Raw genomic sequence first — 25,919 nt, forward strand, 5'->3', positions numbered from 1 at the left:
CCTCGGTAGGGCCGGCCGGGTTGGCCGGCCCTACGATTCCCGCGCGGGCGCACCTTCGCCATTGCCGACCTTCGGGGCTCGGAATCACACCCACGTAGAAACGTAAAGCGCGCAGCCGAGTCATTGAGGACTCCCGACACCACCGCATAACGCTCTCGTCATGCCCTGGACAGCAGGGCCATAGAAGATTAGCCCGTCAAACAAACCTCCTTGAGGAGCATGACACACATGCACAAAATCGTGACGCTGGCGGCAGCCGCCGCGGCCCTCACGCTGGGCACCGTGTCCCCCGCGATGGCCCAATCCAGCAATGGTCACGTCTTCACGCTCGCCGTCTATGGAGATGCCCCGTATGGGACGTCACCCACCGACACCGCCGAGTTCCAGGCGACACCCGGCTTCGTCAAGTCGATCAACGATGACGCACAGGTCAGCCTCATCGCCCATGTCGGCGACATCCACTCGGGCAAGCAGTACTGCACGCAGGCCTATGATCAGTCGGTATTCAACCTGTGGGCGAAGTACCAGAAGCCTTTGGTCTACACCCCCGGCGACAACGAGTGGACGGACTGCCACAAGGCAGCTGAGGGCGGCGGCACGTACAGCTCGGCCACGCAGCAGATCAGCTATGTCCTCGACCCGGTCACGCACCAGCCGGTCGATTACGCCAGCGGCAATCCCGCCGCCAACCTCGACCTGATCCGCTCGATCTTCTTCTCGAAGCCCGGCAGGACGCTCGGCAACGGGAAACAGCACGTGGTCTCGCAGGCGCAGGTCTATGACCGGGCGCACCCCACGGATTCGAAGTTCGTCGAGAACGTGATGTGGCAGCAGAAGGGCATCCAGTTCGTGACGCTCAACATCCCGGGCGGATCGAACAACGACACCGATGTCTGGTACGGCGCTCCGACGCAGAGTGCCGCGCAGAAGGAGGAGATCGCCGAGCGCACGGCCGCCGACCTGCGCTGGCTTGACCGGGCATTCTCTCAGGCTCAGGAAGACGGCGCCAAGGGTGTCGTGATCTTCACGCAGGCCGACATGTGGGACCTGGACGGTAACACTCCGGCACACCTGACTGAGTACGAGCCCTTCGTGGCGAGCATCGCCTTCCACACGGAGAAGTTCGGGAAGTCGGTCTTGTTGTTGAACGGCGACTCCCACGTGTACAAGTCCGACAACCCGCTGTCTCCGTCGGCCCCGTGTGTCGGCGAGGCAGGGGCGTGCACCTCGGTCGCGTCGACGCACCCTGGATACGACGTGCCGAACTTCCACCGGGTGGTGGTGCACGGCAGCACCTTCCCGCTCGAGTGGCTGAAACTGACCATTGACACCAAGGCGAACCACCCCGCGAGCGCCAACGCGTTCGGGCCGTTCAGTTGGCAGCGGATGACCCAGTCCTGACCCGCGTGTGACGAACCCGGGGGAGCGCAATCCTGAAACGCGGCTCCGCATCGCCCGTTTGAAGTAGTCGACGGCAAGGCGCAGGCGTGGGATCCGGGGAGGCTGCTGTACAGCAGCCCGTACAGCAACACCGCCTTCACGATCACACGTCACCGGACCGTACCTACCGCCTGAACAGGCCAGGATGCCGCTGACGAGCCATCTGCCCATCCCTACGGATCAGAAGGTTGGGGGTTCGAGTCCTCCCGGCCGCGCAGCTCAAAGGCCCCTCGCGATCACGCGAGGGGTTTTTTGCTACAGGGGCCGTCCTAAGTGGCCTTGATCTGTGTGGCGACGATGTCCGCCGCCTTCACGAGTTGCTCGTTGATCACGTGCGTAGACCCGGAGGGTGATGGACGGGTCGGCGTGGGCGAGACGGGCCGCGACGATGTGGACGGGAACGCCACATCGGCGGCTTGAGCGTACGGCCCTTCACGAAGCCCAACTTCCGCCTGCCCTCATCCCGGTCACCAACTCCTCGGCCACAGCCGGGTGACGGCGTCGGCCAGCGTCCCCGGCAGCGCTTTTCAGCCCGCCGTCAGCGAATGCCCCGCGATCGCTCCCGAAATGATCGCTGATCCTGCGGCCGACTATCCTTTCAACGACATACATAGGCGGCGGATGTTGAACGTCATGGGCTGAGGACCCAGACCGCTTCCCTCGCCTGCATGGCCTCAGAGACGGTGAGCATTTCGCAGCCCAATGAGGATCCCCAGGACCGGCGAGATCAGCGGCCGGTCACGCCGTCGACGAGTTCGCGCAGGATGTCGGCGTGCCCGGCGTGCCGGACGGTTTCGCTGGTCATGTGGGCGAGCACCCAGCGAAGCGTGAGGGGCTCGTCGGCCACTGGGTGCGAGGTGCGGACGTCGAGGCCGTCGGCGGCACGGATGTGCGCGTCGCTCTCGGCGATAGCCGCCCGGTAGTCGGCGATGACCTGATCCGCGCTCCGGTCGGGCGCGACCAGCATGCTGAAGCCGACATCGGCGTACTGCGGATCACCGGCCAGCGTGTACCCGAACCAGTAGCGTTCGGCGTCGGTCAGGTGCTGAACCAGCCCCAGCAGCGTTGTGTCCGACACAACCAGACGCCGGCGCAACTGCTCCTCGTCCACGCCGTCGACCTTTTTCAGCACACAGGACCGGGCGAACGACAGAAACGCAAGTGCCGTGTCCAGCTCGCCGCCGTCGTTGAGTGGCACACGTTCGCGTTGCGATTCGAGCATGGTCGCAACCTTACGGCTGGGTCGTGCCATTGCGGTGACCGGATGGAGTTGGTACGCGTTCATCGGCTCAAGCGAGACGAGCCCTATCCGTGCCCCCGACCCGCTGCCGCTCCGCGGTGGGCCGGGGCGCACGGGAAGATCGGTCAGGTGAAGGCGTGCCCGCCGCGCAGAGATCAGAGCTACAGTCCCCGACATGTCGCTCCCTCGCCGATTACCCCATTCACTCACACGCCGAGTTTCGACTCGTCCGGCCTTTCTCATCACGATCGTGGTTGGCGCGGCGCTTATCGGAGGCGTCGCGGCGCAGAACCTGCCCATTGGAAAGGTGTCGTTGATCACCTCTGAGGGGTATGCCCAGCTCGTTGCCGACGGCAGTGGCGGTTCGTTCACCCCAGACGGCGGGCAGACAATGCTGCTTCCAGCCGAGGTGCCGTGGACTGGTCGCGACGGCATGCTCCACATCGGTGGTCGCCCTGAATGCCTGTGGGGAGAAGGAGAGACCAGGAACATCGGTGCCCAGGTCGAGGCGGGTTATCGATGGATAGAGCTACCGGGTGGGGGCGGATACCCACTGGTCGCCTGGCTTCGATGCCTGTAGAAAGGCCCGTGACCAGGGATCACTTGGAAACGGGCCTTGGTGTTTTCCCGTCCGAGTGGCCCCCAGTCGACTCAGCGGACGAAGGCCCAGATCGAACCGTTGCCGCCGGAAGGTGCGGCGCCGACCGCCCAGACGGAACCGCTCTCCGGCTGGATGGCGAGGTCACGGACGGACGCGTTCTTGTTCGACGGAGCAGGGAAAGCGCCCGGCTCGACACTGTCGACGCCGATGTGCAGATACGCGCTGCCTCCGCCCTTGGCGTCGTAGACGATCCAGGCTCCGCCTCTGCCGTCGGGCTCCGCCTGGGCGCGCGGCTGGATGCCCAGTTCAGCGCGGACCTCGACGTTCCATCCGCCCACGTAGCCGGACAGCAGGAACGTCTCACCGCAGAAGGGGTGCTTCGCACCGCCGCACGGCCAGGCGACCCAGCCGACGGCCATCACGCGGCCGGTCTCGCCGTCGATCGCGACATCCGTCAGCTCTGAGATCTGGCCCGAGTGTGCGGACGGAATCACTGGAAGTGCGACCGCGCGCCAGGCCGTGCCGGTCCAGCGGGCCAGAGCCGCCCTGCCCCGCACCGAGCCCGCCGCCCACGCGCCGTCGAGTCCTTTGATCACGATCGGCGTCTTGACCTTGCGCCACACCGACCCGACCAGGCGCCGCAGCGTGGACTGCGCCTTCCACCCGGCGCCACCGTTCGCGGGGAACGCGTTCGCGTTCTCGATGACCCACAGATTCCTGCCGCTGGAGTACGCACGATCCACCCGGCCGTAGGGCCACCGCTTGACCTGCCAGCGCTTGCCGTCCCACCGGGCGTACCGCGACGCGCCGAACGCCCAGACCCTGGTGTCGGACGCCGACGTCAGCCGTTTCACCCGGAAGCCCGGCCCGGTGACACGCTTGAAGGTGGTCCGGCCCTTCAGCAGCAGCGACTCGGTGCCGCCCGCTCCGCGGCGCCTCGTCCCGGCGACCCAGGCCGCCCCACCCGGCGTCACCGTCACCGCGTCGTAGGAGTCGCGGAGGTCGGCATGGACGACACTCCACTGGCCGGTCGGCGCGACGGCGTCGGCGGCGGCCGGCACCGCAGTGACGAAGAACGCGACGGCTGCGGCGGTACCGCGCAACAACACTCCCATAAAGGGTGAGACGCGCCTTTCACGGGAAAAGTTGGCATGCGGCAGGGCAGGAGATGGAACTCAGCCTGGTACCCAGGACCCCCGTCTCATGGACGCGATCCTGGGCAAGCCGGCCGGGATGCTCCTGCTCGGCCGGAACGCGGTCCCATGACCACGCCATGCTCCTCGCGCAGACGGCGGAGGCGGCCGGCGCGCACCTGGGTCTGGAACCCGACGAACTCATGGTGACGAAAACCTGAACCTCATCAGTCGCGGCCCACCCGGAACGCCCGGCGGTAGGCGCCCGGCGTCGTGCCGAGGGTGGTGAGGAAGCGCCTGCGGAGGTTGGTGGCCGAAGAAAGCCCGACGCGGCGGGCGACGGCGTCCAATGGGAGGTCGCAGGACTCCAGCAGGTCCCGGGCCGTGGCGATCCGCTGGGCGAGCAGCCACTGGCCCGGGCTCGTGCCGAGCTGATCGGCGAAGCGCCGGGCGAGGGTACGCGTCGAGACGCCCGCGTGGGCGGCCATGCTCTCGATGGTCAGGGGTTCGCCGATTCTCTCGGTGATCCACTCCATCAGCGGTGCGAGCGTCCCGTCGATCTGTGCGGGATGCGGCGGCGCCGAGTACTGCATCTGCCCGCCCTCGCGATGGGGCGGCATGACCATGGTCCGCGCGATGTGCGCCGCGTATCGGGCGCCCTGGTCGCCGCGCACCAGGTGGAAGCACAGGTCGAGGCCGGCCCCGGCGCCGGCGCTGGTGGCCACGTCACCGTGGTCCACGTACAGCACGTCCCGGTCGACGTGGACGCGCGGGAAGCGGGCGGCCAGCTCGCCGGTCAGCGCCCAGTGGGTGGTCGCCCGTCGCCCGTCCAGCAGGCCCGCGTACGCCAGCGCGAAGGCGCCGGAGCAGATGCTGACCACCCGCGCTCCACGGGCGTGCGCGCGGCGCAGCGCCCGGACGACGGCCGGTGACGGTGGTTCCTCGACGGGCAGCCAGCCCGGGACGATCACCGTGCCGGCCCGGTCGAGCGCGTCCAGCCCGTCGGTCACGAGCATGTCGTACCCGGCGTACGTCGCGACGGGGCCGGGACGCTCGGTGCACACACCGAAGGTGTACGGCATCGGGAGCCCCGGCCGCTCGATCCCGAACACCTGGGCCGGGCAGCCGAGTTCGAAGGTCGACTGCGGTGGGCGGACGAGCGCCGCGACGCGATGCATGGCAGGAAAGTACCGCGTGATGTCTTTCCTGACACTCGGCGAGGCGGCGGTGGGCGCCCCAGGCTGGTCTCATGACGACAGAACAGAGCGCGCCCGCCTACGTGTGGTCGGCCGTCCAGGACGCCCCGGTCCGCGAGGTCTTCCCCGGCATCCGCCTGCGCCCGCTGTGGGCCGGGGACGACGGCGCGAAGGCCTTCGTGCTGGAGATGGACGCGAACACCTGCTGGCAGGGGGTCGACGTCCACGAACCGGGTCCCGAGGAGGTCTTCGTGGTCTCCGGCTTCTTCAACGACGGCGACCGTGACTACCCGGCCGGCACCTTCATCCACGCCGCCGCGGGCTCCTCGCACGTCCCGCAGACGACGACGGGCTGCACGCTGTTCCTCTTCTATCCGACCGGCTAGATCACCCGTGGTCACGGACCGTCCGCCGGCTCCTCGTGGAAGCCGATCTGCCGGTGGGTTCCGTCGCACAGCGGTTTGTTTCCCGAATGGCCGCAGCGGCACAGGGTCATCCTGGCGCGGGTCTCCAGCGGGCGGCCGTCCGCCCGCAGGACCGGCACTCCACCGGTGACCCACAGCGCACTGGCCAGCCCGTCCTCCTCCTCCAGGACCGAGACGGCCTGCGGGAGATCGGGCTCGATCGTGTCGCCTCCACGTTCGAGGGCGTAGCTGTAGGAGCCGGAGGGGCAGTGGTCGATGCGGCCCATGACGTCGGACCGCACGTCGCTGTCGCCGGTGTCGGGGAGCATCTCGGCGATCGACCTGGTGCGTGCGATGCAGAAGGCGGCGTGGACGCACAGTTCCCCCACCCGCCGGGCCGAGATCCCCGTTCCGTCGTGCACGTGCTGCAGTTCCTCGTACGGCCGGACGTCCGCGGTCTCCGTTCCGTCGAACCCGATCAACGCGTGGGTACCGTCACAGAACGGCTTGGAGCCCGAGTGGCCGCAGCGGCACAGGGCGTAGGTGTCCTCGGTCTCCAGCCGTTCGCCGGTCCGCCACGTCAGCGCCTTGCCCTCCGCGGAGACGATCTTCTTCTTCCGCCGGAGGGGGACGCCTCCGTACACCACGTACGGGCCGTCGCGCAGGACGACGATCCGCTGCCGGTCGCCCCTGCTCCAGTGGCGCAGCTCGGGCGGGACGTACTCGAAGGTGGGGCCGGCTGTCGTGCCCCCTTCGTCGGGCATCCGCAGCAAGGCCTGCGCCTGGGCCTTGAGCGCGTACATGGCGCCGGTGGCGACCGCGAGCAGCCGCGGGCTGCCGTTGAACGCCTGCTCGAGCAGGTGCAGGACGGCGCAGTAGGTGTGGTTGAACTCCTCCTGGGCCGTGCGGATCGCGCTGCCCGGCGCGTGGTCGGTCAGGCGCGGGTTGCGCCTCATCGGACGTACGCCGGCGAGGTCCACGGAAATCGCCTCACCGGTGGGCCCGGAGTCTGGGGTGTCGCCGCGCCGGTACCGCCGCCCGGCCTTGAGCTCCTGGAACCGGTAGTAGTGCGCGACCTCGTCCCGATCGGGGTGGAAGACGTCCCGGTCGCCGTCCCAGACGTCGCCGTGTCCGGTGCCCTCGCCCTGCTCGACGATCTCCTCCAGCGCCGCCAGCGCGGAGTCCAGGCCGTCGACCGCGATCAGCCGTCCGGCGGTGTGCCGGAAGTGGCCGGCGTTCACCTGGCGGGCCGGATCGCCGCTGAAGACCTCCCGCTCGCCGAGCCGGTCGCACAGATGCCGCAGCCCTTGTTCGATCGCGTCGTAGAACTGCCCGATCGTGGCGTAGCCGTCGCCCTCCGCCACGGCGCCGGGCGGCGCCGGCTGCTCGATCCGCAGGAACATCTCGAGGGCTTCCGCGCCGAAGGGAACCAGCGACAGTTCCAGCGAGGGGTCGCCGTGGGGCAGGGTCCGGGGATGCGGCGGCAGCATCCGCGGCGTGTCCAGACGGGGACGGCCGCCGACGGCGTTGAGCAGGTTCGCGGCCAGCGCCAGGTGCAGCATCTCCTCGGCGAAGACGCTGCCCACCACGTCGACGGCCTCCGGGTTGCGCTCCGGGTCGAGTGAGTACAGCGCGCACAGGTACGGCGGCAGGGTCGCGTGTTCCAGCTCGATCGCCCACTGCAGGTGCTCGCGAAGGCTGTCAAGCGTGTCGATCCGGGAGGTCTGCCCCGGTTGTGGCTGTCTCATTTGGGTTCGCTCTCGTGCTTCGGGCATCATGCGCCGTGGTCGCCGAGCGGGACGTCCTTCTCCAGCACTTCGACCGCGTTGACCAGGCCCCGCAGGCCGATCTCCTCGCGCTCGGCGTCCGCCGGGTCGAACAGCCAGTCGGTGACCGGCAGATCGGCGGCCTCCTCCGGACGGCTCGCCTCGGCCAGGGTCAGTTCGACCTCGACCTCGGCCTTGAGCTCGTACAGGAACTCGTTCTCGCCGTTGGGCGCGCTCATCTTTCCTCCGTACGTGGGCGTGAGTGGAACGGCTGCGTCGGCAGCCCGTGGTGATGGGGACGGTCAGGACGGGCGGGGGGCCCGGCGGTCCGCGCGCCGGGCGAGCTCGTCCTCGTCGACCAGGGTGAGCATCGGCGTCCCCGGCTCGCACAGCATGGTGACGGTGAAGCGGAGCGGGACGTCGTCGCGGTTGTTGCCGTCCTGGTAGTGGATGACGTCGCCGCCCGGCTCCCAGAACGCCTCCCCGGCGCGGACGACCCGCTCCGGCTCGCCCTCCAGCTCCAGCAGCATCTCGCCCTCCAGCACGTAGCCGAACGCAGGGCCGGAGTGCCGGTGCGGCGGCGTGCCGGGGTCGCCGGGCGGATACGCGATGACCACGGTCATCGCGTGGGCGCCCGCCGGGACGAAGGGCGGTTCGGCCTCCTGAAGCACGGTCAGCGCCGTCCGCCACGCGGTCGATCTCGGTGTGGACCGGCCGGTCGCCGGGTCGATGTCGGGCATGGAACGCACCTTTCGTGATCTGACGAAGGGCGAGGACGCGCTACTTCCCGTTGGCGTCCCGGTCGGCCCAGTCGCGGTAGCGGATCGTGCCGAGGGTCGCGCCCTCGTCCGGCACGAGCGACCGCTCACTCAGCTCGCTGCCGAAGTAGCGCGCGTGCTCGTCGGTGACCACCTCGCGAGGATCGCCCCAACCGGCGAGCACGTCGCGGAAGAACTCGTCCATCCGGAACCGCTCGGGTCCGCCGACCTCCACGTGACCGTTCAGCGGCGGCCCCATCGCGGCCCGGCCGACCGCCTGGGCGACGTCGTCGCCCGCCATGGGCTGGAAGAACACGGGCGCCATCCGGACCGTGCCGCCCTCCGTGGCCTCGTCGGCGATGCCCCTCACGAACTCGAAGAACTGGGTGGCGTGCACGATCGAGAACGGGATCGACGACTTCTCGATCAGGTTCTCCTGGACGACCTTCGCCCGGAAGTAACCGTTCGCGGGCAGCCGCTCCGTTCCCACGATAGACAGCGCGACGTGGTGACCGACGCCGGCCGCCGTCTCGGCCGCGAGCAGGTTGCGGGTGGCGGTCTCGAAGAACTCCAGCACCGCGGCGTCCTCGTAGGACGGGGAGTTCGACACGTCGACGACCACCGTCGCGCCCGCCAGCGCCTCGGCCAGCCCTTCCCCCGTGAGGGTGTTCACACCGGTGTTGGGCGCCGCCGCGAGGGCCTCGTGGCCGTGCTCGCGCAGCCTGGCCACCAGCTTCGACCCGATCAGTCCGGTCCCGCCGACCACCACGAACTTCATGACACACACCTTCCTTTTCACCGGCACGCGTGGTGCGGCCGGTCGTCAGCTAAGACAAGGCAGCCTCCGAGCTTGTGACAGCCGTCCCGGAATTCCACTCCCCGAGCCGGGCACGCCGCCGGGCGGCGGTCGCGATCGTGACGACGACCAGCAGCACGCAGGCCGCCGAGATCCCCGCGACCACGGTGGCGACACCGGCCCGGGCGGTCGCGGGCGGCAGCGACACAACGACGACGACGCAGCTGAGAACCGCGACGGGATGGATGACCGGCTCCTCGGCGACGAGCGCGTGCACCGCCCAGAGCAGGGCGAGGAACACGCCGGCCGGGATGGCGACCCAGTAGCCGAGCGCCACCGGCGACGCCGCCACCGGATGCCCGGTCTGCGTCACCGCCACCTCGAGCCCGGCGCCGAGGGCCGCCAGCGCGGCGAAGATGCCGTAGTGGCCGTACCCCCACAGGTACGAGCGTTGACGGCGGTCCCGCAGGCCCTCGCCGGCCTGGACGAGGAAGTACAGCCACCAGAGGGCGAACAGCAGGACGAGGCCGGAGAAGGAGACGACGACGAAGGGCCAGGTGATCCCGTCCGCGTCGAGCGCCCCCTCGACGCCCCGGCTCGCCGCGAGGACGCTCTCGCCGAGCAGGATGATCGTGAACAGGCCGTAGCGCTCGGCGATGTGGTGCGGGTGCCAGGTGGTGGGTCTGACCCGTTCCGCCCACCGGGGCAGCGCGACCTCCATGACGTCCAGGCAGAGGAAGAACGGCAGCTCGCACCAGGAGGGCAGCACGCCCGTCCCCGCGAGGAGGAAGCGGAGCATCCACCCGGTCTGCACGACGGTGATGCCGGCGGCGTAGCGCAGGGCCGTGCGCCGGCTCACCGGGTCGTCGACACCGGCCCGCACCCACTGGGCGACCAGCGCCATCCTCATGATGAGGTAGCCCACCGTGACGACGCTGAAGTCGCCGTGACCGGTCGCGGCCGGAACGCCGGCGGCGAGGACCAGCACACCGGCCATCTGCACCATGGTCAGCAGCCGGTAGGCGACGTCGTCGGTGTCGTAGGCCGAGGCGAACCACGTGAAGTTCATCCACGCCCACCAGATCGCGAAGAACACCTGGAGGAACGGGACCAGCTCGCCCAGTCCCCGGCCGTCGGCGACCGCGTGCGCGAGCTCGGCGGTGACGGCCGCGACCGCGACCACGAAGGTGAGGTCGAACAGGAGCTCCAGCTGGCTGGAGACGCGGTGCGGCTCGTCGATGGAACGCGCGCTCATCCGGACGCGGATCCGCAGTGTCGTGCTGGCTGGTGGCAAGGTTCGGCTCCCGTCGCTCCCGCGGCTGCTCACGGTGAGAAAGACAGGGCAGCATGGCGATCTGTGACAACGCCGGGCCGGGATCGTCATCGGCTCCAGGGCCCCCGGTGGCCGCCGGGGACCTCAGGGCGGGACCTCGTTACGCCGTGACCGCGGTCACGGCCTCGAGGATCGACGCCGTCACGGCGTCGGGCCGGGAGACGCTGATCGCGTGGGACGCGCCGGCCACCTGCCGTACCCCCCTGGCGCCGGCCCGGTCCGCCATGAAGCGGTGCACGGCGACCGGGATGCACAGGTCCTCGTCGCCGAAGACGAACCACGACGGGATGGATCTCCACGCGGGCGTGGTCGTCCGCAGCCCTCCGGCGAGAGCGATCTCCGTGGCCGGGCGCTGGGTCGCGCTCATCACGGCGGCCAGGCCGGGCGGCACGTCGGCGGCGAACTGCTGGGGGAAGGCGTCCGGCCGGATGGCGAACTCGACGCCGCCGGTGGTGACCGGGTAGGCGGTGAGGGTCTCGCCCAGGGTGCTCCCGGGGAGTCTGGTCGACAGCGCGAACGCGGACTCACCCTGGTCCGGCGCGAACGCGCAGACGTAGACGAGGCCGGCCACCGTGTCGCTGCCGGCGGCCTCGGTGATCACCATGCCGCCGTACGAGTGACCGGCGAGGACGACGGGTGTGCCGATACTCGCGAGCACGTCGCGCACATAGGCGGCGTCGCCCGGCAGGCTGCGCAGCGGGTTGGCGACGGCGACCACCGGCACGTCGTTCGCCTGCAATCGTTCGACGACGCCGCTCCAGCCGGCGGATTCGGCGAAGGCGCCGTGCACGAGAACGACGGTCGGATTCTGCCGGCTCATGATCGTTCCTCTCCGCGGTCAGCTCTCTTTCTATCCGGTCTGGCGTGCGCGTCCGGCCCCAGGCAGCGACTATTCGGCCCCGCTCCGACGCCCGTGGGTAATCGGACATTTCCTATCCGGGTATGTTAATCGGACGAAGAGTGTCCGAGTTTCGCCTCGGGCGAGTCGTGTGACGGACAGACCTTGACGGGGGTGGACGGAGATGAAGATCGCCGAGATGGACGGCGTGCGCGGACGGAGAGGCGACCATGACGGTCTCCGTGGCGGATGACCGGTCGGCAAGCGGGCTGGAGGCGGCCGCCGCGGCGTTCGTCCCTGTCCGGCCCCGGCTCCTCGCGATCGCGCTCCGCGTCCTGAGAGACGGGGGCGAGGCCGAGGACGTGGTGCAGGAGGCGTGGCTCCGATGGGCGCGCACCGACCGCTCGGCCGTCTTGAGTCCGCCCGCGTTCCTCGCCCTGACCACCACCAGGCTGGCCGTCAACGTCGTCCAGTCCGCCCGCAGGCGTCGCGAGACGTCCGCCGGTCTCTGGCTTCCCGAAGCGGCCGACCACGGCGCGGGCCCTGACACGGCGGCCGAACGACAGGAGGCGGTCGACGTGGCGGTCTGGCTGCTGCTGGAGAAGCTGACGCCGGCCGAACGGGCGGTGTATCTCCTCCGCAAGGCGTTCGACTACCCCTACCGGCGAATCTCCGAGATTCTTCACCTGCGTGCGTGCCACACGCGGCAACTCGCGCGGCGCGCCCACGAGCGCCTGGCCACGGAGCGACGTCAGCCGGTGAACACCACCGCGCACCGGCGCCTCGTGCGGACGTTCCTGGCCGCGGCGCAGACCGGCGACCTCGCCGAGCTGGAAGAACTTCTCGCCGCCGACGTCATCGGCTAGGGAGCGAGGCCGCGGGGAGACGGGTTCGCCGTACCCGGCCGGGCGGCCGTGGCCGCGCTGTCGCCTGCGCCTCACCGCCCCGACGTCATGCCGCGGTTGGCCCCGGCGAACCGGTCCGGTCAGGAGAACCCGGCGACCGGGTGCGGGACGTACGGGGCCTCGAGCTCGGCGACCTCGTCGTCGGTCAGGTGGACGTCCAGGGCCGCCACCGCGTCGTCGAGGTGGCGGGGGTCGGCGGCGCCCACGATCGGGGCGGAGACCACCGGATTGCGCAGCAGCCACGCGAGCGCGACCTGCGCCCGGGGGATGCCCCGCGCGGCGGCGATCGAGGCGACCTTCTCGACCACGGCCCTGTCTGCGGCCTCGGTGGCGCCGTACAAGCTGTCGCCGAAGGCGTCGGCCGAGGAGCGGCCGGTCACCGTGCCCCAGTCACGGGTGAGTCGTCCCCGGGCCAGCGGGCTCCACGGGATGACGCCGATCCCCTGGTCGGCGCACAGGGGCAGCATCTCGCGCTCCTCCTCGCGGTTCAGCAGGTTGTAGTGGTCCTGCATGGACACGAAGCGCGCCCACCCGTTCATCTTCTGGAGGTACAGCGCCTTGGCGAACTGCCAGGCGTACATGGACGAGGCGCCGATGTAGCGGACCTTGCCGGACTTCACCACGTCGTGCAGGGCCTCGAGGGTCTCCTCCATGGGGACCTTCGGGTCCAGGCGGTGGATCTGGTAGAGGTCGATGTAATCGGTGCCGAGGCGGGTGAGGCTCGCGTCGACCTCGGTGAGGATCGCCTTCCGGGACAGTCCGCCGCCGTTCGGGCCGGGCCGCATGGTGCCGTGGACCTTGGTCGCGATGACGACCTCGTCGCGGCGGGCGAAGTCCTTGACGGCGCGCCCGAGGATCTCCTCGCTGGAGCCGGCCGAGTAGACGTTCGCGGTGTCGAAGAAGTTGACGCCCGCGTCGATCGCCCGCCGGAGGATCGACCGTCCCTCCTCCTCGGGCATGCTCCAGGAGGGGTAGCCGCGCTCGGGTTCGCCGAAGGTCATGCAGCCCAGGCAGATCGGGGAGATGTCGAGGCCGGTGGTGCCCAGCTTCACGTATTCCATGTTCGGTCCCTTTCCTTCACCAGGTCTGCTCGGCGGCGCGCACGAGGATCTCGTTGACGGCGACCCTGCGGTCCCGGGTCACGATGTACGACACGGCGTCGGCGACGTCCTCGGGGCGCAGCAGTTCCATGCCCTCGATCTGGCGCTCGATGGCCTGCCGCACGCCGTCGCGGATGTGCGAGCTCAGCTCGGTGTCCACGGTGCCGGGCTCGACCACGCTCACCCGGACGCGCTTGGGCACCGCCTCCTGCCGCAGGGCCTCGGTGAACCCGTTCACCCCGAACTTGGTGAGGTTGTAGACGGCCGTCCCGGGCCGCGCCACCCGGCCCGCGGTGGAGCTGATGTTGACGAGGTCCGCCACCCGTCGCGGGGAGTCCTCCGCCGCGCGGAGGAGGTGCGGCAGGGCGGCGTGGGTGACGTACAGGAGTCCCTGGACGTTGACCGCGAGCATGTGCTCCCACTCCTCGATCGGGGAGTCCACCGCCTGCCCGACGCCCATGAAGCCGGCGTTGTTGACGAGCGTGTCCAGGCGGCCGAGCCCGGCGACCACGCTCTCCACGGCCGTCGCGGCCTGCCGCCGGTCGGTGATGTCGGCCTCCACCACGAGGGCGGTCCCGCCGCCGGCCCGTACCGTGTCCGCGACCTGCTCCAGCCTGTCGCGTCGCCGTCCGAGTACGGCGACGGCCGCGCCCTCCGCGGCGAGGGCACGGGCGGTCGCCTCGCCGATGCCGCTGCCGGCGCCGGTCACCAGCGCCACCGTGTCCTGCAGTCGTGCGGTCATGATGTCTCCTCCGTGTGTCGGGTGCCGGGCGGTGGGGCTCTACCGCGGCTCGCCGCGGAGCCCGAGGCGCGGTAACCTCGTATCCGGAACCGGTTCCGCTTCGAACCATAACCGGAACCGGTTCCGCTTGCAAAACCGACGGGAAGGGGTGGGAGTGACCGGCACCGGCAACGGCGGCGCCGCGCGGCAGCCACGGCCGCTGCGCGCCGACGCGCAACGCAACGAGGACCGGCTGCTCAAGGCCGCGGCGGCCGCCTTCGCCCGCGACGGCGCCGGCGCCTCCGTCAAGGACATCGCCCGCGAGGCCGGCGTCGGCGTCGGCACGCTCTACCGCCGGTTCCCCTCGAAGGAACTGCTGATCGAGGCGATGTACCGGCACGAAGTGCGGCTCCTGTGCGAGGCAGCGCCCGAGCTCGCGGCCGCGCTGCCCCCGGCGGACGCGCTGCGGACCTGGATGGCGCGCTTCATCGACTTCATGGCCGCCAAGCACGGCATGGCCGAGGCGCTCCGCGTGGTGCTGACCGACGAGGGCGAGCGGCTGCAGACCCGCGCCGACCTGGCCGAGGCGATGGGCTGCCTTCTCGCGGCCGGGGCGGACGAGGGGGCCACGCGGGCGGAGGTGAGAGCACAGGACGTCCTCATGGCGCTCGGCGGAATCAGCGTCATGGCCGACACCGAGCAGGATCCCGGCCTCGCCGGGAAGCTCATCGACCTCCTCCTGCACGGCGTCCTGACGAGCTGATCGGCCACCCCGCGAGGCTCACCTGCCGGATGCGGTCTCCGGTGCCCGGCGTCGCAGGATCACCCACCGGCCGGCGAGCCCGATGGCGAACATGGCCGCGCCGGCGACCACGGACGGCCAGGGCAGGGTGACGACCAGGGTCAGGCAACCGGCGACGCCGAGCAGGTTGAGCCAGCGTGGCCAGCGGCGGTCGGCGGCGGGCTGGGTGAACGCGGAGGCGTTGGCCACGGCGTAGTAGACGAGGACGCCGAACGAGGAGAAGCCGATCACGCCGCGCAGGTCGGCGACGGCCACCAGGACGCCGACGACGACCGCGAGGGCGATCTCGGCGTGGTGCGGCACCCGGTACCGCGGATGGACGGCCGCGAGCCGGCCGGGCAGGTCGCGGTGGCGGGCCATCGCCAGGGTGGTGCGTCCGATGCCGGCGATCAGGGCGAGCAGCGCGCCCAGCGCCGCCAGCGCGGCGCCCACCCGTACCACCGGGGCCAGGACGCCCGCGCCCGCCGCCTCGACCGCGGTCGTCAGCGGTGCGGTCGAGGCGGCCAGCCGGTCAGGCCCGGCGGCCAGCAGCGCCGCGACCCCGACCACCAGGTAGACGGCCACCGCGATGAACAGGGCGGCCGGGATCGCCCGGGGAATGGTGCGGCGCGGATCGCGGACCTCCTCCCCCATGGTGGCGATGCGGGCGTACCCGGCGAAGGCGAAGAACAGCAGCCCCGCGGCCTGGAGGACGCCGTAGGCGCCGCCCGTGCCCAGGGCGGCCCAACCGCCCAGACGCGCGGTGCCGGCGTGCCCGCCCAGCGCGATACCGGCGACCAGGACGGCCAGGGCGGTCAGGCTGGTGGCGACGAGCACGCGGGTGAGCAGGGCGGTCCTGGTCACGCCGCGGTAGTTGAGCGCGGTCAGTCCGAACACGGCCGCGACGGCGGCGGCGCGCTGCGCCCACCACGGGCCCGGTACCGCGTAGGAGGCGAAGGTGAGCGCCATGGCGGCACACGAGGCGGTCTTGCCGACCACGAAGCCCCAGCCGGCCGTGAACCCCCACCAGTCGCCGAGGCGTTCGCGGCCGTAGATGTAGGTGCCGCCGGAGGTGGGGTAGGCCGCCGCGAGCTGCGCGGAGGCGACCGCGTTGCAGTACGCGATCACGGCGGCGATCACCAGCCCGGCCAGCAGGCCCGTCCCGGCGGCGCGGGCGGCCGGGCCGAACGCGGCGAACACGCCCGCCCCGATCATCGACCCGAGCCCGATCACCACCGCGTCCCCCGTGCCCAGCCGGCGTGCCAGGCGGTCGTCGCGGTCCGCCCCCGGTACGCCGGCGGACTCCGGCTGGGATGCCATCCCGCACCTCCCGGGGAGCTGTTCCATCAAACTGGTTTGATGTATCGTCCTGGGCATGGCGTCGTCGAGTCAAGTCGCCCCGGCCTTCGTCCGCCTGGCCGCCCATCCGCTGCGCTGGCGGCTGCTGACCGAGCTGGCCGCCGGCGACCTGCGCGTCCGCGAGCTGACGACGCTGGTGGGCGCGCCGCAGAACCTGGTCTCCTACCATCTGCGGCTGCTGCGCGACGGCGGCCTGGTGGCGGCCACACGCAGCAGCCACGACGGTCGCGACAGCTACTACCGGCTCGACGTGGACCGGTGCGCGCAGGCCGTGGCCGGCGCCGGCGCCGCCCTGCATCCGGCGCTGGGCCACGTCGCCCCGCCACCGGCGGGCGGGTACAAGTGGCCGCGTCTCGCGGTGCTGTTCGTGTGCACGGGCAACAGCGCCCGTTCGCCGATCGCGGAAGCCCTGCTGCGCCACCACACGTCCGCCGGCGTGACCGTGGCGAGCGCCGGCAGCCGGCCCAGGCAGCGGATGCATCCCGATGCCGTACGGGTGCTGCGGGAGCGGTACGGCATCGACATCGCCGGCCTGGGGCCCCGCCATCTGGACACGGTGCGGGATCGCCGGTTCGACTACGTGATCACCCTGTGCGACCGGGCCCGCGAAGTCTGCCCCGAGTTCGGCGACCACACGCGGCGGGTCCACTGGAGCATCCCCGACCCGGCCTCAGGCGACCCCACCGAGCGGACGAGCCGGGCCGCGTTCGCCGACACGGCCGCGGACATCGACGGCCGCGTCCGCCACCTCCTGCCCGTCCTCGCCCAGACACCGGAGGCTCATCCATGACCGCATCCGACCAGCACGCCGGCGTCCGCTACGTCGTCGACGACGTCCGAGCAGGGGTCGACTTCTACACCACCCACCTCGGCTTCACCGTGAACAGCTCCTCCCCGGCGTTCGCCGACGTGGTGCGCGGGCCGCTCCGGCTGCTGCTGTCCGGACCCGGCAGCTCCGGCGCCCGCGCCACCCCTCCCGACGTCGGCGGCGCCGGCCGCAACCGCATCCACCTGAACGTCGACGACCTGGACGCCGAGATCGCCCGGCTGCGCGCCGCCGGCCTGTCGTTCCGCACCGAGGTGGTCGCGGGGCCCGGCGGGCGTCAGATCCTGCTCGCCGACCCCGCGGGCAACCTGGTCGAGCTGTTCCAGCCCGCCCACCGGCCCGGCGCCCCCACACCCTGACCGCGACCGGTACCCGAGTGCCGATACGGTGCGGCCCATGCATGGCGATGAAATCCCGGCCGCCCGGCCGGACTCCAGGGTGGTCCTGCGCCCCCTCACCGGCGGCGACCAGGACGAGTTCCTCGACCTGGTGAAAGCCAGCGCTGGCCTGCACCACCCCTGGATGTCGCTCCCCGCGACCCCCGAGCAGTTCCAGGCGTACCTCGCGCGATACGAGAAGCCCGACGAGGAGGCGTTGCTGGTCTGTGTGCGCGGCACGGGAGCGATCGCCGGCGTCGTGACGATCAACAGCATCATCCGCGGGCGGTTCCAGTCCGCCTCGCTCGCGTACGCGGCCTTCACGCCCAGCGCCGGCCAGGGCTACCTGACCGAGGGCCTCGACCTGGTGGTGCGCCACGCCTTCCAGCGGTTGCGGCTCCACCGGCTCGAGGCCCAGATCCAGCCCGGCAACCACGCGTCCCTCGGACTGGTCCGGCGGGCCGGTTTCCGCCACGAGGGGCTCTCGCCCGAGATCCTGTTCATCGACGGCGCCTGGCGCGACCACGAACGGTGGGCCATCACCACCGGCATGGTCGACATCGGGCCGGTCGAACCCCATCCCACCCTGCCCGGGCACTGAGTCAGGGGGAGCACCCCCGGCTCAGGGCGCGGTGAGCTGGAAGTCGGCCGCCTGGCGGGTGAACAGGCGGGCGTACGCGCCCCCGAGGCTCATCAGCTCGTCGTGGGTGCCCTGCTCGGCGATCCGGCCGTCGTCGAGGACGACGATGTGGTCCGCGCCGCGCACGGTGTTGAGGCGATGGGAGATGAGCAGGCAGGTGCGGCCGGCGCGCTGGTCGCGCAGCCGCTGGTGGACGGCGTGCTCGGCCTCGGGGTCGAGCCCCGAGCTGGGCTCGTCGAGGATGAGCAGGTCGGCGGTGTCCGCGCGGAGGAGGGCGCGGGCGAGGGCGACCCGCTGCCACTGCCCGCCGGACAGGAGCACGCCCTGCCCGGAGTCCTCGTCGGGGTCGGAGGCGAAGAACCGCGACAGGATGGTGTCGTAGCCGCGGGGCAGGCCGGCCAGTTTGTCGTGGATGTCCGCTCGCCTGGCCGCCTCGTGTATCCGTTCCGGCCGGTCGAGCGCGTCGATGTCGCCGACGGCGATGTTCTCCGCCGCGGTGAGGTCGTAGGCCATGTGATCCTGGAACACGGCTCCGATCCGTCGGCGCAACCCGGTGACGCGCAGGTCGCGCAGGTCGGTCCCGTCCCAGCGGACGCTGCCGCGCTCCGGGTCGTACAGCCGGCACAGGAGCTTGACGACCGTGCTCTTGCCGGCGCCGTTCAGGCCGACCAGGGCCACGCTCCGCCCGTGCGGGATGGTCAGGTTCAGGCCGCGGAGCACGTACGGATGGTCGTCGTCGTACCGGAACCACACGTCGCGCAGTTCGATGCCGCGCCGCAGCGGCGCCACCTCGCCGCCGGCGGCGGGTTCCGGCAGGTCGGGCCCGACGGTCACGACGTGGGCGTAGTGGCCGACCAGGTCGAGTGCCTCGTTCAGGTGGGCCAGCCGGATGACCACGCCGGAGAGGGACGACTGCGTGCCCGCCACGGCGGCCGTGAGGACGGCCAGGTCGCCGATGCCGGCCTCGCCCGCCGATATCCGGGCGACGAGCACGATCAGCGCGCCGCCCGCGATGACCGTGCTGAGGGCGGTCAGCACCGCGTTGTAGCGGATGGCCGTCAGGTCCATCCGGCGGTCCGCCCGCTGCTCGGCGGCGAGCCCGTCCAGCATGCGTCCGCGCAGGAAGCCGCCGATGTCGAACAGCCGGATCTCCTTGGCCGCCCGGTGGTCGAGCATCAGCGTCTGGTAGAACATCCGGCGGCGTTCCGCGGGGGCCATCTCCCAGCGGAGACGCGCGCGACGACGGCCGAGCCGGAGCTGGACGATCAGCTCGGGCGCGGAGGCCGCCGCCACGACGGCGGCCAGCGGCGGGCTCAGCGTGGCGAGGGCGGCGAGGAGCCCGGTGATGGTCATCCCGCTGCGCACCACTCCGAGCGCCGACTCGGTGACGAGCTGCGGTGCGGTCTGGGCGGACTGCTGGGCCATCTGGAGCCGGTCGTGGAACCCCGGGTTCTCCAGCCTCGTCAGTCCCTGCATCCGGCACACCGCGGCGAACAACTCGTCGCTGGTGTGCCAGATGATGCGGCGCTGCTGTTCCCGCTGGACGTACCCGGACAGATGGGGCAGCAGCGCGGTCAAGGCTCCGAGCGCCGCCATCGCGGCGGCCACTGGGGTCGTCGACGGGCCCGTCCCGGCACTCAGGCGATCGATCATGACCTTGGTGAGCCAGGTGATCGCGACGGGAGAGGCGCCGCCCAGGACCGCCATGACGAGCTGGGACAGGGCGAGTGCGGGTCCGGCGCGCCAGACGAGCGCCAGGGTGAGCCGCAGCGGCTCGAGCCGCGACCTCACGCCGATCGGGCCGGGGCCGGCACGGCCGGCGGCACCGGCAGCTCCGGCTTCAGGCCGCTGGCTTCGACGGTTCCGTCGGGGCCGACCAGGAAGAACGACGGGAAGGCCGCGATCGCGAACGCGTCGGCCATCGCCCCGCCCTCGCTCTCCAAGACGACGCTCACCTCGTCCGTCAGCGCGGCGAGCAGGCCGGCGGACTCCTGTTCGCCCTCCACGACCACCGCCAGCACCCGCATCCCGTCGGATGCGGCGGCGCGGGCCGTCGCGACGAAGGCGGGCGCCTTCGGCAGGCAGTGCGGGCAGTCGGTGCTGAAGAACCCGACGAAGGTGCGCTCGCCCGCGAAGTCGTCCGCGGTGACCTTCGTGTCCGTCACCGTGACCGCGGAGAAGGCCGGGACCTCGGCGCCCACGGCGAGTCCGAAACTCCGGGGAACCCTCCCGGCACTGGACTCCTTGGAGAGGGTCCGGAGCTTCCTGATGACCGCGCCGGTCAGGAGCAGGTTCACCAGGACGAGCCCGCCGAGCAGGATGACGGCGGCGACCAGGACGGCCATGGGCGTTCCCTTCGATTCGAGGGTCAGCGGAGGAGGTGGAGCAGGTCGTCGAGGAGGACGACGGCGCCCACGGCGACCGAGGCCCCCAGCAGGCAGAGCGCGGCGGCGGGCGCCGCCACGGGCGTCCCGCCCGTGGCGGACGTCGCGGCGGCCCCGGCCACCGCGCATGCGACGAGGACGACGTTGCGCGCCACGTGCCGGCGGCCGATCGGCTCGTCCGAGCCGCCCAGGCACCGGCACGGCCCCGTCGTCCCCCGGCGCAACGCTGTGGCCAGGACCACGGCGAACCCGAGGAGCACGCCCCCGGCGAGCAGGAGGCCCGGTCTGCCGTCGCCGCCGAGCCCGGGCGCCGCCAGCATGACGACGGTTCCGGCCTCGACGGCGACGACCGCCACGGCGGCCGGCGTCCCGAGGCCCGTGGGAAGGCCGCCGAGCCGCCGTACCGCCGTGGTGAACTCGCCGAACGCCTCCCGCGTGCGCAGCTTCGTGAGGACGGAGATCAGGAAGACCCCCGTCAGCACGAGCCGGACGGTCAGCACGGCGTAGACCATGGGACGTGGAGCCCGTCAGCAGTAGCCGATGTTCTGCCAGGCGCCGCTGCAGCTGCTCCGCCAGTACGTGATGCAGAGGAAGCCGGTCGGGTTGGGGTAGCAGTCCTTGTAGCGGTCGCAACCGCCCGACGGCCAGTAAGTGAAACAGTTGTCGGCCTGGGCTTCGGCGCCCGGGAGGAGCCGTGCGAGCAGCCGGTCTCCCAGGCGGTTCAGCGTCCGGATCATGCGTTCTCCCTTCAGGGGTGCGGGCGTGGTAGGCCGCCCGCCCAGTGAGGATGCTCGACGGCGCCTGCGCCGCGGTTGCGGCCGGCCGCCGGATGGCGCTACCGCGGCGCAACCGGGGCAGGTCAGAATCCCGATCGGGCTGACCGGGCCGGAGGGGTGCCGATGCGACGTTTCGTGATGCTGCTGCTGTTCCTCGCCGTCGCCGCCGGGCTGGTCGCGGCCCGGCGCCGCTTCGTCGTGGTACGGGTGGCCGGGACGAGCATGGTGCCGACGTACCAGCCGGGCGACCGGGTCCTGTTGCGGCGCGGCGGGCGGGTGGCCCTGCGGCGCGGCCAGGTGGTGGTCTTCCGGCGCGTCCAGCCGGACGGCGCCCGCTCCTCGGGGCGGGACCTGCGCGGGACGGAGTGGCTCATCAAGCGGATCGCCGCGACGCCGGGCGACGGGGTGCCCGCCGAGGTCGCGGCGCGCGTGCAGGCGGGGCCGGACGACGTGGTCCCGGCCGGCCGGTTGGTGGTCCTCGGCGACGGCCCGATCAGCCGGGACTCCCGGCACTGGGGGTACCTGCCGGTGAACGAGGTGCTGGGCGTCGTCGTCCGCAGGTTGTCCTGAAGGCCTTCGCTAGCCGGGCACTCCGCCCCAGCCGGAGAGTCCGGCGGTCCGGGAGGCCTCTTCCGCTAGCGACGCGGCGATCTCGGCGGCTCCGCCGATGTCGCCGAGCCGCTGGAACAGCCCGTGGGCGGCCGTCCACGACCGCGCGGCCGCGACCGGGTCGCCGCGGTCGCGCTGGGCGCGGCCGAGTGCCCCGAGGGCGAGCGCCTGCTCGTGGAGGTCGCCCAGCTCGCGGGCCACGCCGACGGCGTCGGTGAGCGTCCGCACCGCCTGCTCCGGCCGGGCGTCGAGGCGGTGCGACTCGCCCAGGACCCGGAGCCCGGCGGCCTGCCCTGACGGCACCCTGAACTCGCCGAACACGGCCAGCGCCGGCTCGACCAGCCTCGCCGCGTCCCGGCGCCCAAAGCGGAGCCGCAGATCGCCGAGGGCGAGCAGGAGATACGCCTCGGCCAGCCGCTCCCCACGCGGCCGGCAGACCTGCAGGCCCTCCCACAGCAGGTGGGAGACCCGCCTGCTCGCGCTGTGGTCCCGGCAGGCGGTGGCCAGCTCCCACAGGGTGAGGGCCCGGGTCAGGACGCCGCCCCCGCGGACCGCCAGGCGCAGCGCGCCCTCCGCGCAGGCGGCCGCGTCCGCGTGGCGGCCCTGCTCCCGCCAGGTGACGGCCTGGACGTACCAGAGGCGAGCCTGGGCGAGGTCGTAGCCGATCTCCTCGGCGGTGGCCATGGCCTCGTCCGCCACCGCGCGGGCCTGCTCGGGGTCGCCCGCGCGACACAGCGCGAGGGCCCGCAGGCACAGCAGGTCGACCTCGCCGTGCCGTTCCCCCGCCGTCCGGAACACCGTCAGGGCCTCCTCGGCCTTGTCCGCCGCGACGTCCCGACGAGGCTCCACTCCGGCCATGCGCAGGTAGCCGAGGTCGCGCGTCATCGCCGCCTCGCCCCACTGGTTGCCGCTCGCCGCGCATGCCTTCAGCGCCGCCTCGTGGGTGGCCGACCAGTCCCGGTAGTGGCCGCGGACGGCGTAGTAGCCGGCCGCCCGCGCGGACAGCTCCCAGGCCAGCTCGTCCAGGCCGAGACGGCAGGCCTGCGCCACCCCGGCGGCCAGGGCCTCCCGCTCGCTGTCGAACCAGGCGAGCGGGTCGCCCACCAGCCTCCGCGTGGTGACGGGATCGGCGTACCAGCGGGGGGCCGTCCCACGGATGTCGGAGGCCACCTGCTCCGGCAGACCGCGGCCCGCCGCGTCGGCCATCGCGAGCAGCCCGCCGAGGACACGGGTGACGGCCTTGTCCCGTTCGCCGGGGGCTTCCTCCAGCTCGGCGCGTTCCCGGGCATAGAGCCGGACGAGGCCGGGCAGGCGGTACCGGAACCCGCCGCCCCCGTCGCCGCCCTCGCAGCGCAGCAACTGGGCGTCGACGAGCAGATCGGCGTACGTCTCGGCCTCGCGCACGGTGACGTCGAGGGCCGCCGCGAGCGTCCAGGCGGCGAACGTGGGGACGTCGAGCAGGCCGAGCAGCCGCAGCGCCCTCCGCGCGGCCCTGTCGAGCCTGTCGTAGTCGGCGGCGAGGCCGGTCCGCACCGACAGGTCGCCCGCGGCGAGCTCGTCGAGGCGCCGCCGCTCGTCCCGGAGGCGGTCCGCCAGGTCGTCGAGCCGCCAGTGCTCGCGCAGTGTCAGCTTGGCCCCGGCGATCCGCACCGCCAGGGGCAGGTGATCGCAGAGCCGGACGATCTCGGCCGCGACCGACGGGCCGGCCGCCACCCGTTCCGGTCCCGCGATCCGCCCGAGCAGCTCCGTCGCCGACGCCGGGTCGAGGGCGTCCACGCGGACGCAGTGAGCGCTCAACCCGGCGGGCCTGCGCCTGCCCGTGATCAGCACGGCGCAGCCCGCGCCGCCCGGCAGCAGCGGCCTCACCTGCTCCTCGCCCGCGGCGTCGTCCAGCACCAGCAGCACACGGCGGTCGGCCAGGACGGCACGCAGCAGCCTCTCCCGCTCCTCGACGCCGTCCGGCACCTCCCGCGCGTCCACCCCGAGGGCGACCAGGAGGCGCGCCGTCGCTTCGGCCGGGTCGACCGGCCGCTCCCGGGTTCCCCGCAGGTCGAGGTAGAGGCGGCCGTCCGGGAACGTCTCCCGCAGGCGGTGGGCGACGTGGAGCGCGAGCGCGGTCTTGCCGGCGCCCGCCCCGCCGTACAGGGCCGCGACCGTCACGGTCGGGGAGGGCCCCGCGTCGGCGAGCCACCGTCGCAGCGACTCCGCCGTCTCGGTGCGGCCGGTGAAGTCGGCGACGTCCGGGGGCAGGTGGCAGGGCGCGACCGCCGCCGGCCCAGTCCGTCCCTCGCTCGTCCGCTCCTCGGCGTCGCCGTTCCCGGTGTCGAGGTGCGCGCCGTGCCCGTCCCCGTCGTCCGTCTCCGGCCCGAGGAGCTCGTCGACGACCGAGCCGGGCGCGTCGCCCCGCAGGACCGCCTCGTGCACCCGCCGCAGCATCCGGCCCGGCTCCACGCCGAGTTCCTCGCCGAGCACGGTCCGGGCCCGCCGGTACACCTCCAGCGCCTCGACCTGACGCCCGGCGCGGCACAGCGCCAGCATCAGGCAGGCGTGCAGCCGTTCCCGGTACGGATGCAGGCCGGCCATCTCCGTCAGGTCCGTGACCAGTTCGGCGTCGCGGCCGCGGGCCAGATCGACGATCGCCAGCTCCTCATGGGCGAGCAGCCGCTCCTCCTCCAGCCGCCGGGCCTCGTCCGCGACGAGCGCGACGTCCTCGACGCCGGCGTACGCGGGACCCCGCCACAGGTCGAGCGCGCGCCGGAACAGCGCAGCTGCCGTCGCCGGGTCCGCGTCTCTCCTCGCCGCCCGCCCGGCCGCCGCGAGGTCGCGGAAGCGCAGCGCGTCCAGCTCCGACGGCCGTACGGTGACGGCGTAGCCGCCGGCGCCGTGAACGATGCGATCACGCTCGCCCATCGCCCGCCTGAGCCGCAGGACGTACACCTGGAGGGTCTTGTGCGCGCTGGGCGGCGGATCGTCGCCCCACAGCGACTCGATCAGCGCCGGCACCGCCACCGGTCTGCCCGCCGCGCAGAGCAGCGTCGCCAGCAGGCGCCGCAGCATCGCCGCGCCTAGTGGGACGGGCACCCCGTCACGGCTCACCCGCAGCGGCCCGAGAACGTCGAACTGGAACACCCCTCACCCCCGAGAGAACCCGGCCGCCTGCGGCGGCCCCCATCCATCAGCCGAGGCCCCGCGATCGTGGAGCGTGGGAGCGCTCCCACTTCAGTCGTGCCTGGACGTTCGCCTTCTCGCCGAAGGACATCGCGGGCCTGGACCGAGCATCGAAGACGCCGGTATAGACGAGGTATAGGCCCAGATGGCACCCCCTTTTCGACATCGGTACGCTTCGATCTCAGTACCTGTCTCCGCGGCAGGACGGGCCGCGGGGGAGATCCCAGGGGGACTCGTGGTGATCGTGCAGCGGATCGTGATCCGGTGGACGAAGCAGGGGCGCGGTGCGGCGGAGGCCGCACGCCGGCGCGAGGTCCCCGCGGCGTTCGCGCTGCCGCCGATGCCGGACGCGCCGCTCGTGCGCCACGACCTGCTCGCCGAGGAACGGGCCGGGTACGCCCCGGCCGCCGTCGTCAGCGACCACACCCTCCCGGTCAGGCTCGACGGGTTGCGGTTCACGGTGTCGGAGGCGGCGCTCCACGTGACGCGGACGCCGGTCCCGGCCGCGTACCCGCGGGATCGTTTCCCGGGCCAGGTGTTCGTGCTGCGGCCGGGAGAGCGTGCGCGTTACCAGGCCAACTTCCGCTTCAGCGGGTACGGCACGGATTGGTACTACGAGCACTGGATCGTCAACATCGCCCACGAGCCGTGGCGGCGCGACGTGTTCCTGGGCGAGGACGTCGGCCACGAGAAGGACGAGCGCGTGTCCCTCTACGGCGGACCGCGCTGACCTGGCATTTTCTGTTGCCGCGCATGCCGCCGGTGGCG

At 72.0% G+C, this 25,919-nt stretch carries 26 protein-coding genes; 9 read left to right on the forward strand and 17 right to left on the reverse strand.

The window, feature by feature from the left end; all coding sequences use genetic code 11:
- Window positions 1-228 precede the first annotated feature (228 nt).
- Window positions 229-1,401 carry a hypothetical protein gene (locus Mco01_RS20625; RefSeq protein ID WP_204058538.1) on the forward strand — a complete coding sequence of 391 codons (1,173 nt, stop codon included), beginning with the start codon at window positions 229-231 and terminating at the stop codon, window positions 1,399-1,401.
- 766 nt (window positions 1,402-2,167) lie between these two features.
- Here the strand turns inward: Mco01_RS20625 and Mco01_RS20630 are convergent.
- From Mco01_RS20630 to Mco01_RS20640, 3 genes are all read right to left on the reverse strand, one after another.
- A complete protein-coding gene (locus Mco01_RS20630) occupies window positions 2,168-2,662 on the reverse strand; it encodes a DinB family protein (RefSeq protein WP_204058539.1) in 495 nt (164 codons plus the stop codon).
- 669 nt (window positions 2,663-3,331) lie between these two features.
- A complete protein-coding gene (locus Mco01_RS20635; RefSeq protein ID WP_204058540.1) occupies window positions 3,332-4,384 on the reverse strand; it encodes a hypothetical protein in 1,053 nt (350 codons plus the stop codon).
- A 257-nt stretch (window positions 4,385-4,641) separates the two neighbouring features.
- Window positions 4,642-5,592 carry a helix-turn-helix domain-containing protein gene (locus Mco01_RS20640; RefSeq protein WP_204058541.1) on the reverse strand — a complete coding sequence of 317 codons (951 nt, stop codon included), beginning with the start codon at window positions 5,590-5,592 and terminating at the stop codon, window positions 4,642-4,644.
- A 71-nt stretch (window positions 5,593-5,663) separates the two neighbouring features.
- On the opposite strand from Mco01_RS20640, the gene Mco01_RS20645 reads away from it, so the two are divergent.
- A complete protein-coding gene (locus Mco01_RS20645; RefSeq protein WP_204058542.1) occupies window positions 5,664-5,996 on the forward strand; it encodes a cupin domain-containing protein in 333 nt (110 codons plus the stop codon).
- An 11-nt stretch (window positions 5,997-6,007) separates the two neighbouring features.
- On the opposite strand, the gene Mco01_RS20650 is transcribed toward Mco01_RS20645, so the two are convergent.
- The 6 genes from Mco01_RS20650 to Mco01_RS20675 all read right to left on the reverse strand — a co-directional run bounded on the left by Mco01_RS20650 (window position 6,008) and on the right by Mco01_RS20675 (window position 11,487).
- Window positions 6,008-7,762, reverse strand: coding sequence for a ferritin-like domain-containing protein (locus Mco01_RS20650; protein ID WP_204058543.1), 1,755 nt, complete (start codon window positions 7,760-7,762; stop codon window positions 6,008-6,010).
- Window positions 7,763-7,788: 26 nt separating this feature from the next.
- Entirely contained in the window at window positions 7,789-8,019 is a 231-nt protein-coding gene (locus tag Mco01_RS20655; protein ID WP_204058544.1) for a hypothetical protein, read from the reverse strand.
- A gap of 63 nt (window positions 8,020-8,082) precedes the next feature.
- Entirely contained in the window at window positions 8,083-8,520 is a 438-nt protein-coding gene (locus tag Mco01_RS20660; RefSeq protein ID WP_204058545.1) for a cupin domain-containing protein, read from the reverse strand.
- A gap of 40 nt (window positions 8,521-8,560) precedes the next feature.
- A complete protein-coding gene (locus Mco01_RS20665; protein ID WP_204058546.1) occupies window positions 8,561-9,316 on the reverse strand; it encodes an SDR family oxidoreductase in 756 nt (251 codons plus the stop codon).
- A 49-nt stretch (window positions 9,317-9,365) separates the two neighbouring features.
- Window positions 9,366-10,589 (reverse strand): low temperature requirement protein A, encoded by a 1,224-nt coding sequence (locus tag Mco01_RS20670; RefSeq protein WP_239103771.1) that lies wholly within the window; start codon window positions 10,587-10,589, stop codon window positions 9,366-9,368.
- Between the two features lie 178 nt (window positions 10,590-10,767).
- A complete protein-coding gene (locus Mco01_RS20675; protein ID WP_204058548.1) occupies window positions 10,768-11,487 on the reverse strand; it encodes an alpha/beta fold hydrolase in 720 nt (239 codons plus the stop codon).
- A 248-nt stretch (window positions 11,488-11,735) separates the two neighbouring features.
- Between Mco01_RS20675 and Mco01_RS20680 the strand changes: the two genes are divergently transcribed.
- Window positions 11,736-12,371, forward strand: a complete 636-nt coding sequence (locus Mco01_RS20680) for a sigma factor (RefSeq protein ID WP_204058549.1) — start codon at window positions 11,736-11,738, stop codon at window positions 12,369-12,371.
- Between the two features lie 119 nt (window positions 12,372-12,490).
- On the opposite strand, the gene Mco01_RS20685 is transcribed toward Mco01_RS20680, so the two are convergent.
- Window positions 12,491-13,471: an aldo/keto reductase gene (locus Mco01_RS20685; protein WP_204058550.1), complete on the reverse strand. Its 981-nt coding sequence runs from the start codon at window positions 13,469-13,471 to the stop codon at window positions 12,491-12,493.
- A gap of 16 nt (window positions 13,472-13,487) precedes the next feature.
- A complete protein-coding gene (locus tag Mco01_RS20690; protein WP_204058551.1) occupies window positions 13,488-14,252 on the reverse strand; it encodes an SDR family NAD(P)-dependent oxidoreductase in 765 nt (254 codons plus the stop codon).
- A gap of 154 nt (window positions 14,253-14,406) precedes the next feature.
- Between Mco01_RS20690 and Mco01_RS20695 the strand changes: the two genes are divergently transcribed.
- Window positions 14,407-14,994, forward strand: a complete 588-nt coding sequence (locus Mco01_RS20695) for a TetR/AcrR family transcriptional regulator (RefSeq protein WP_204058552.1) — start codon at window positions 14,407-14,409, stop codon at window positions 14,992-14,994.
- 18 nt (window positions 14,995-15,012) lie between these two features.
- Here the strand turns inward: Mco01_RS20695 and Mco01_RS20700 are convergent, their stop codons facing one another.
- The gene (locus Mco01_RS20700; RefSeq protein WP_204058553.1) at window positions 15,013-16,332 is read right to left on the reverse strand and encodes an APC family permease; all 1,320 of its coding nucleotides are present in this window, start codon (window positions 16,330-16,332) and stop codon (window positions 15,013-15,015) included.
- Window positions 16,333-16,387: 55 nt separating this feature from the next.
- On the opposite strand from Mco01_RS20700, the gene Mco01_RS20705 reads away from it, so the two are divergent.
- The 3 genes from Mco01_RS20705 to Mco01_RS20715 are packed head-to-tail and all read left to right on the forward strand — an operon-like array spanning window position 16,388 to window position 18,175.
- Window positions 16,388-17,161, forward strand: a complete 774-nt coding sequence (locus Mco01_RS20705) for an arsenate reductase/protein-tyrosine-phosphatase family protein (protein ID WP_204058554.1) — start codon at window positions 16,388-16,390, stop codon at window positions 17,159-17,161.
- The gene (locus tag Mco01_RS20710; protein WP_204058555.1) at window positions 17,158-17,556 is read left to right on the forward strand and encodes a VOC family protein; all 399 of its coding nucleotides are present in this window, start codon (window positions 17,158-17,160) and stop codon (window positions 17,554-17,556) included. Before Mco01_RS20705 ends, Mco01_RS20710 begins: the two co-directional genes overlap by 4 nt.
- Window positions 17,557-17,593: 37 nt before the next feature.
- On the forward strand, window positions 17,594-18,175 hold the full coding sequence (locus Mco01_RS20715) for a GNAT family N-acetyltransferase (protein ID WP_204058556.1): 582 nt from the start codon (window positions 17,594-17,596) through the stop codon (window positions 18,173-18,175).
- A gap of 21 nt (window positions 18,176-18,196) precedes the next feature.
- Here the strand turns inward: Mco01_RS20715 and Mco01_RS20720 are convergent, their stop codons facing one another.
- From Mco01_RS20720 to Mco01_RS20735, 4 genes are read right to left on the reverse strand one after another with little or no spacing between them, the layout of a single operon-like run.
- Window positions 18,197-20,005 carry an ABC transporter ATP-binding protein gene (locus tag Mco01_RS20720; protein ID WP_239103772.1) on the reverse strand — a complete coding sequence of 603 codons (1,809 nt, stop codon included), beginning with the start codon at window positions 20,003-20,005 and terminating at the stop codon, window positions 18,197-18,199.
- Window positions 20,002-20,559: a peroxiredoxin family protein gene (locus Mco01_RS20725; RefSeq protein WP_204058557.1), complete on the reverse strand. Its 558-nt coding sequence runs from the start codon at window positions 20,557-20,559 to the stop codon at window positions 20,002-20,004. The genes Mco01_RS20720 and Mco01_RS20725 overlap by 4 nt, the downstream gene beginning before the upstream one ends.
- 23 nt (window positions 20,560-20,582) lie before the next feature.
- Window positions 20,583-21,098 (reverse strand): MauE/DoxX family redox-associated membrane protein, encoded by a 516-nt coding sequence (locus Mco01_RS20730; RefSeq protein ID WP_204058558.1) that lies wholly within the window; start codon window positions 21,096-21,098, stop codon window positions 20,583-20,585.
- 27 nt (window positions 21,099-21,125) lie between these two features.
- Window positions 21,126-21,335: a hypothetical protein gene (locus Mco01_RS20735; protein ID WP_036325072.1), complete on the reverse strand. Its 210-nt coding sequence runs from the start codon at window positions 21,333-21,335 to the stop codon at window positions 21,126-21,128.
- Between the two features lie 162 nt (window positions 21,336-21,497).
- Here Mco01_RS20735 and Mco01_RS20740 point away from each other — a divergent pair, with 162 nt between their 5' ends.
- Window positions 21,498-21,944 carry a S26 family signal peptidase gene (locus tag Mco01_RS20740; RefSeq protein ID WP_204058559.1) on the forward strand — a complete coding sequence of 149 codons (447 nt, stop codon included), beginning with the start codon at window positions 21,498-21,500 and terminating at the stop codon, window positions 21,942-21,944.
- Between the two features lie 9 nt (window positions 21,945-21,953).
- Here Mco01_RS20740 and Mco01_RS20745 read toward each other — a convergent pair whose 3' ends face one another.
- Window positions 21,954-25,112 carry an AfsR/SARP family transcriptional regulator gene (locus tag Mco01_RS20745; RefSeq protein WP_204058560.1) on the reverse strand — a complete coding sequence of 1,053 codons (3,159 nt, stop codon included), beginning with the start codon at window positions 25,110-25,112 and terminating at the stop codon, window positions 21,954-21,956.
- A gap of 274 nt (window positions 25,113-25,386) precedes the next feature.
- Between Mco01_RS20745 and Mco01_RS20750 the strand changes: the two genes are divergently transcribed.
- A complete protein-coding gene (locus Mco01_RS20750) occupies window positions 25,387-25,881 on the forward strand; it encodes a hypothetical protein (RefSeq protein ID WP_204058561.1) in 495 nt (164 codons plus the stop codon).
- Window positions 25,882-25,919 lie beyond the last annotated feature (38 nt).

This window comes from Microbispora corallina, from assembly GCF_016863035.1.
Classification (GTDB): Bacteria; Actinomycetota; Actinomycetes; order Streptosporangiales; family Streptosporangiaceae; genus Microbispora; species Microbispora corallina.

Bases quoted from the DNA above. Each gene is read 5' to 3' on its own strand.
- Mco01_RS20625 (WP_204058538.1), top strand. From the start codon at position 229: ATGCACAAAATCGTGACGCTGGCGGCAGCCGCCGCGGCCCTCACGCTG.
- Mco01_RS20630 (WP_204058539.1), bottom strand. From the start codon at position 2,662: ATGCTCGAATCGCAACGCGAACGTGTGCCACTCAACGACGGCGGCGAG.
- Mco01_RS20640 (WP_204058541.1), bottom strand. From the start codon at position 5,592: ATGCATCGCGTCGCGGCGCTCGTCCGCCCACCGCAGTCGACCTTCGAA.
- Mco01_RS20645 (WP_204058542.1), top strand. From the start codon at position 5,664: ATGACGACAGAACAGAGCGCGCCCGCCTACGTGTGGTCGGCCGTCCAG.
- Mco01_RS20650 (WP_204058543.1), bottom strand. From the start codon at position 7,762: ATGAGACAGCCACAACCGGGGCAGACCTCCCGGATCGACACGCTTGAC.
- Mco01_RS20655 (WP_204058544.1), bottom strand. From the start codon at position 8,019: ATGAGCGCGCCCAACGGCGAGAACGAGTTCCTGTACGAGCTCAAGGCC.
- Mco01_RS20660 (WP_204058545.1), bottom strand. From the start codon at position 8,520: ATGCCCGACATCGACCCGGCGACCGGCCGGTCCACACCGAGATCGACC.
- Mco01_RS20665 (WP_204058546.1), bottom strand. From the start codon at position 9,316: ATGAAGTTCGTGGTGGTCGGCGGGACCGGACTGATCGGGTCGAAGCTG.
- Mco01_RS20670 (WP_239103771.1), bottom strand. From the start codon at position 10,589: ATGAGCGCGCGTTCCATCGACGAGCCGCACCGCGTCTCCAGCCAGCTG.
- Mco01_RS20675 (WP_204058548.1), bottom strand. From the start codon at position 11,487: ATGAGCCGGCAGAATCCGACCGTCGTTCTCGTGCACGGCGCCTTCGCC.
- Mco01_RS20680 (WP_204058549.1), top strand. From the start codon at position 11,736: ATGACGGTCTCCGTGGCGGATGACCGGTCGGCAAGCGGGCTGGAGGCG.
- Mco01_RS20685 (WP_204058550.1), bottom strand. From the start codon at position 13,471: ATGGAATACGTGAAGCTGGGCACCACCGGCCTCGACATCTCCCCGATC.
- Mco01_RS20690 (WP_204058551.1), bottom strand. From the start codon at position 14,252: ATGACCGCACGACTGCAGGACACGGTGGCGCTGGTGACCGGCGCCGGC.
- Mco01_RS20700 (WP_204058553.1), bottom strand. From the start codon at position 16,332: ATGGCATCCCAGCCGGAGTCCGCCGGCGTACCGGGGGCGGACCGCGAC.
- Mco01_RS20705 (WP_204058554.1), top strand. From the start codon at position 16,388: ATGGCGTCGTCGAGTCAAGTCGCCCCGGCCTTCGTCCGCCTGGCCGCC.
- Mco01_RS20710 (WP_204058555.1), top strand. From the start codon at position 17,158: ATGACCGCATCCGACCAGCACGCCGGCGTCCGCTACGTCGTCGACGAC.
- Mco01_RS20715 (WP_204058556.1), top strand. From the start codon at position 17,594: ATGCATGGCGATGAAATCCCGGCCGCCCGGCCGGACTCCAGGGTGGTC.
- Mco01_RS20725 (WP_204058557.1), bottom strand. From the start codon at position 20,559: ATGGCCGTCCTGGTCGCCGCCGTCATCCTGCTCGGCGGGCTCGTCCTG.
- Mco01_RS20735 (WP_036325072.1), bottom strand. From the start codon at position 21,335: ATGATCCGGACGCTGAACCGCCTGGGAGACCGGCTGCTCGCACGGCTC.
- Mco01_RS20740 (WP_204058559.1), top strand. From the start codon at position 21,498: ATGCGACGTTTCGTGATGCTGCTGCTGTTCCTCGCCGTCGCCGCCGGG.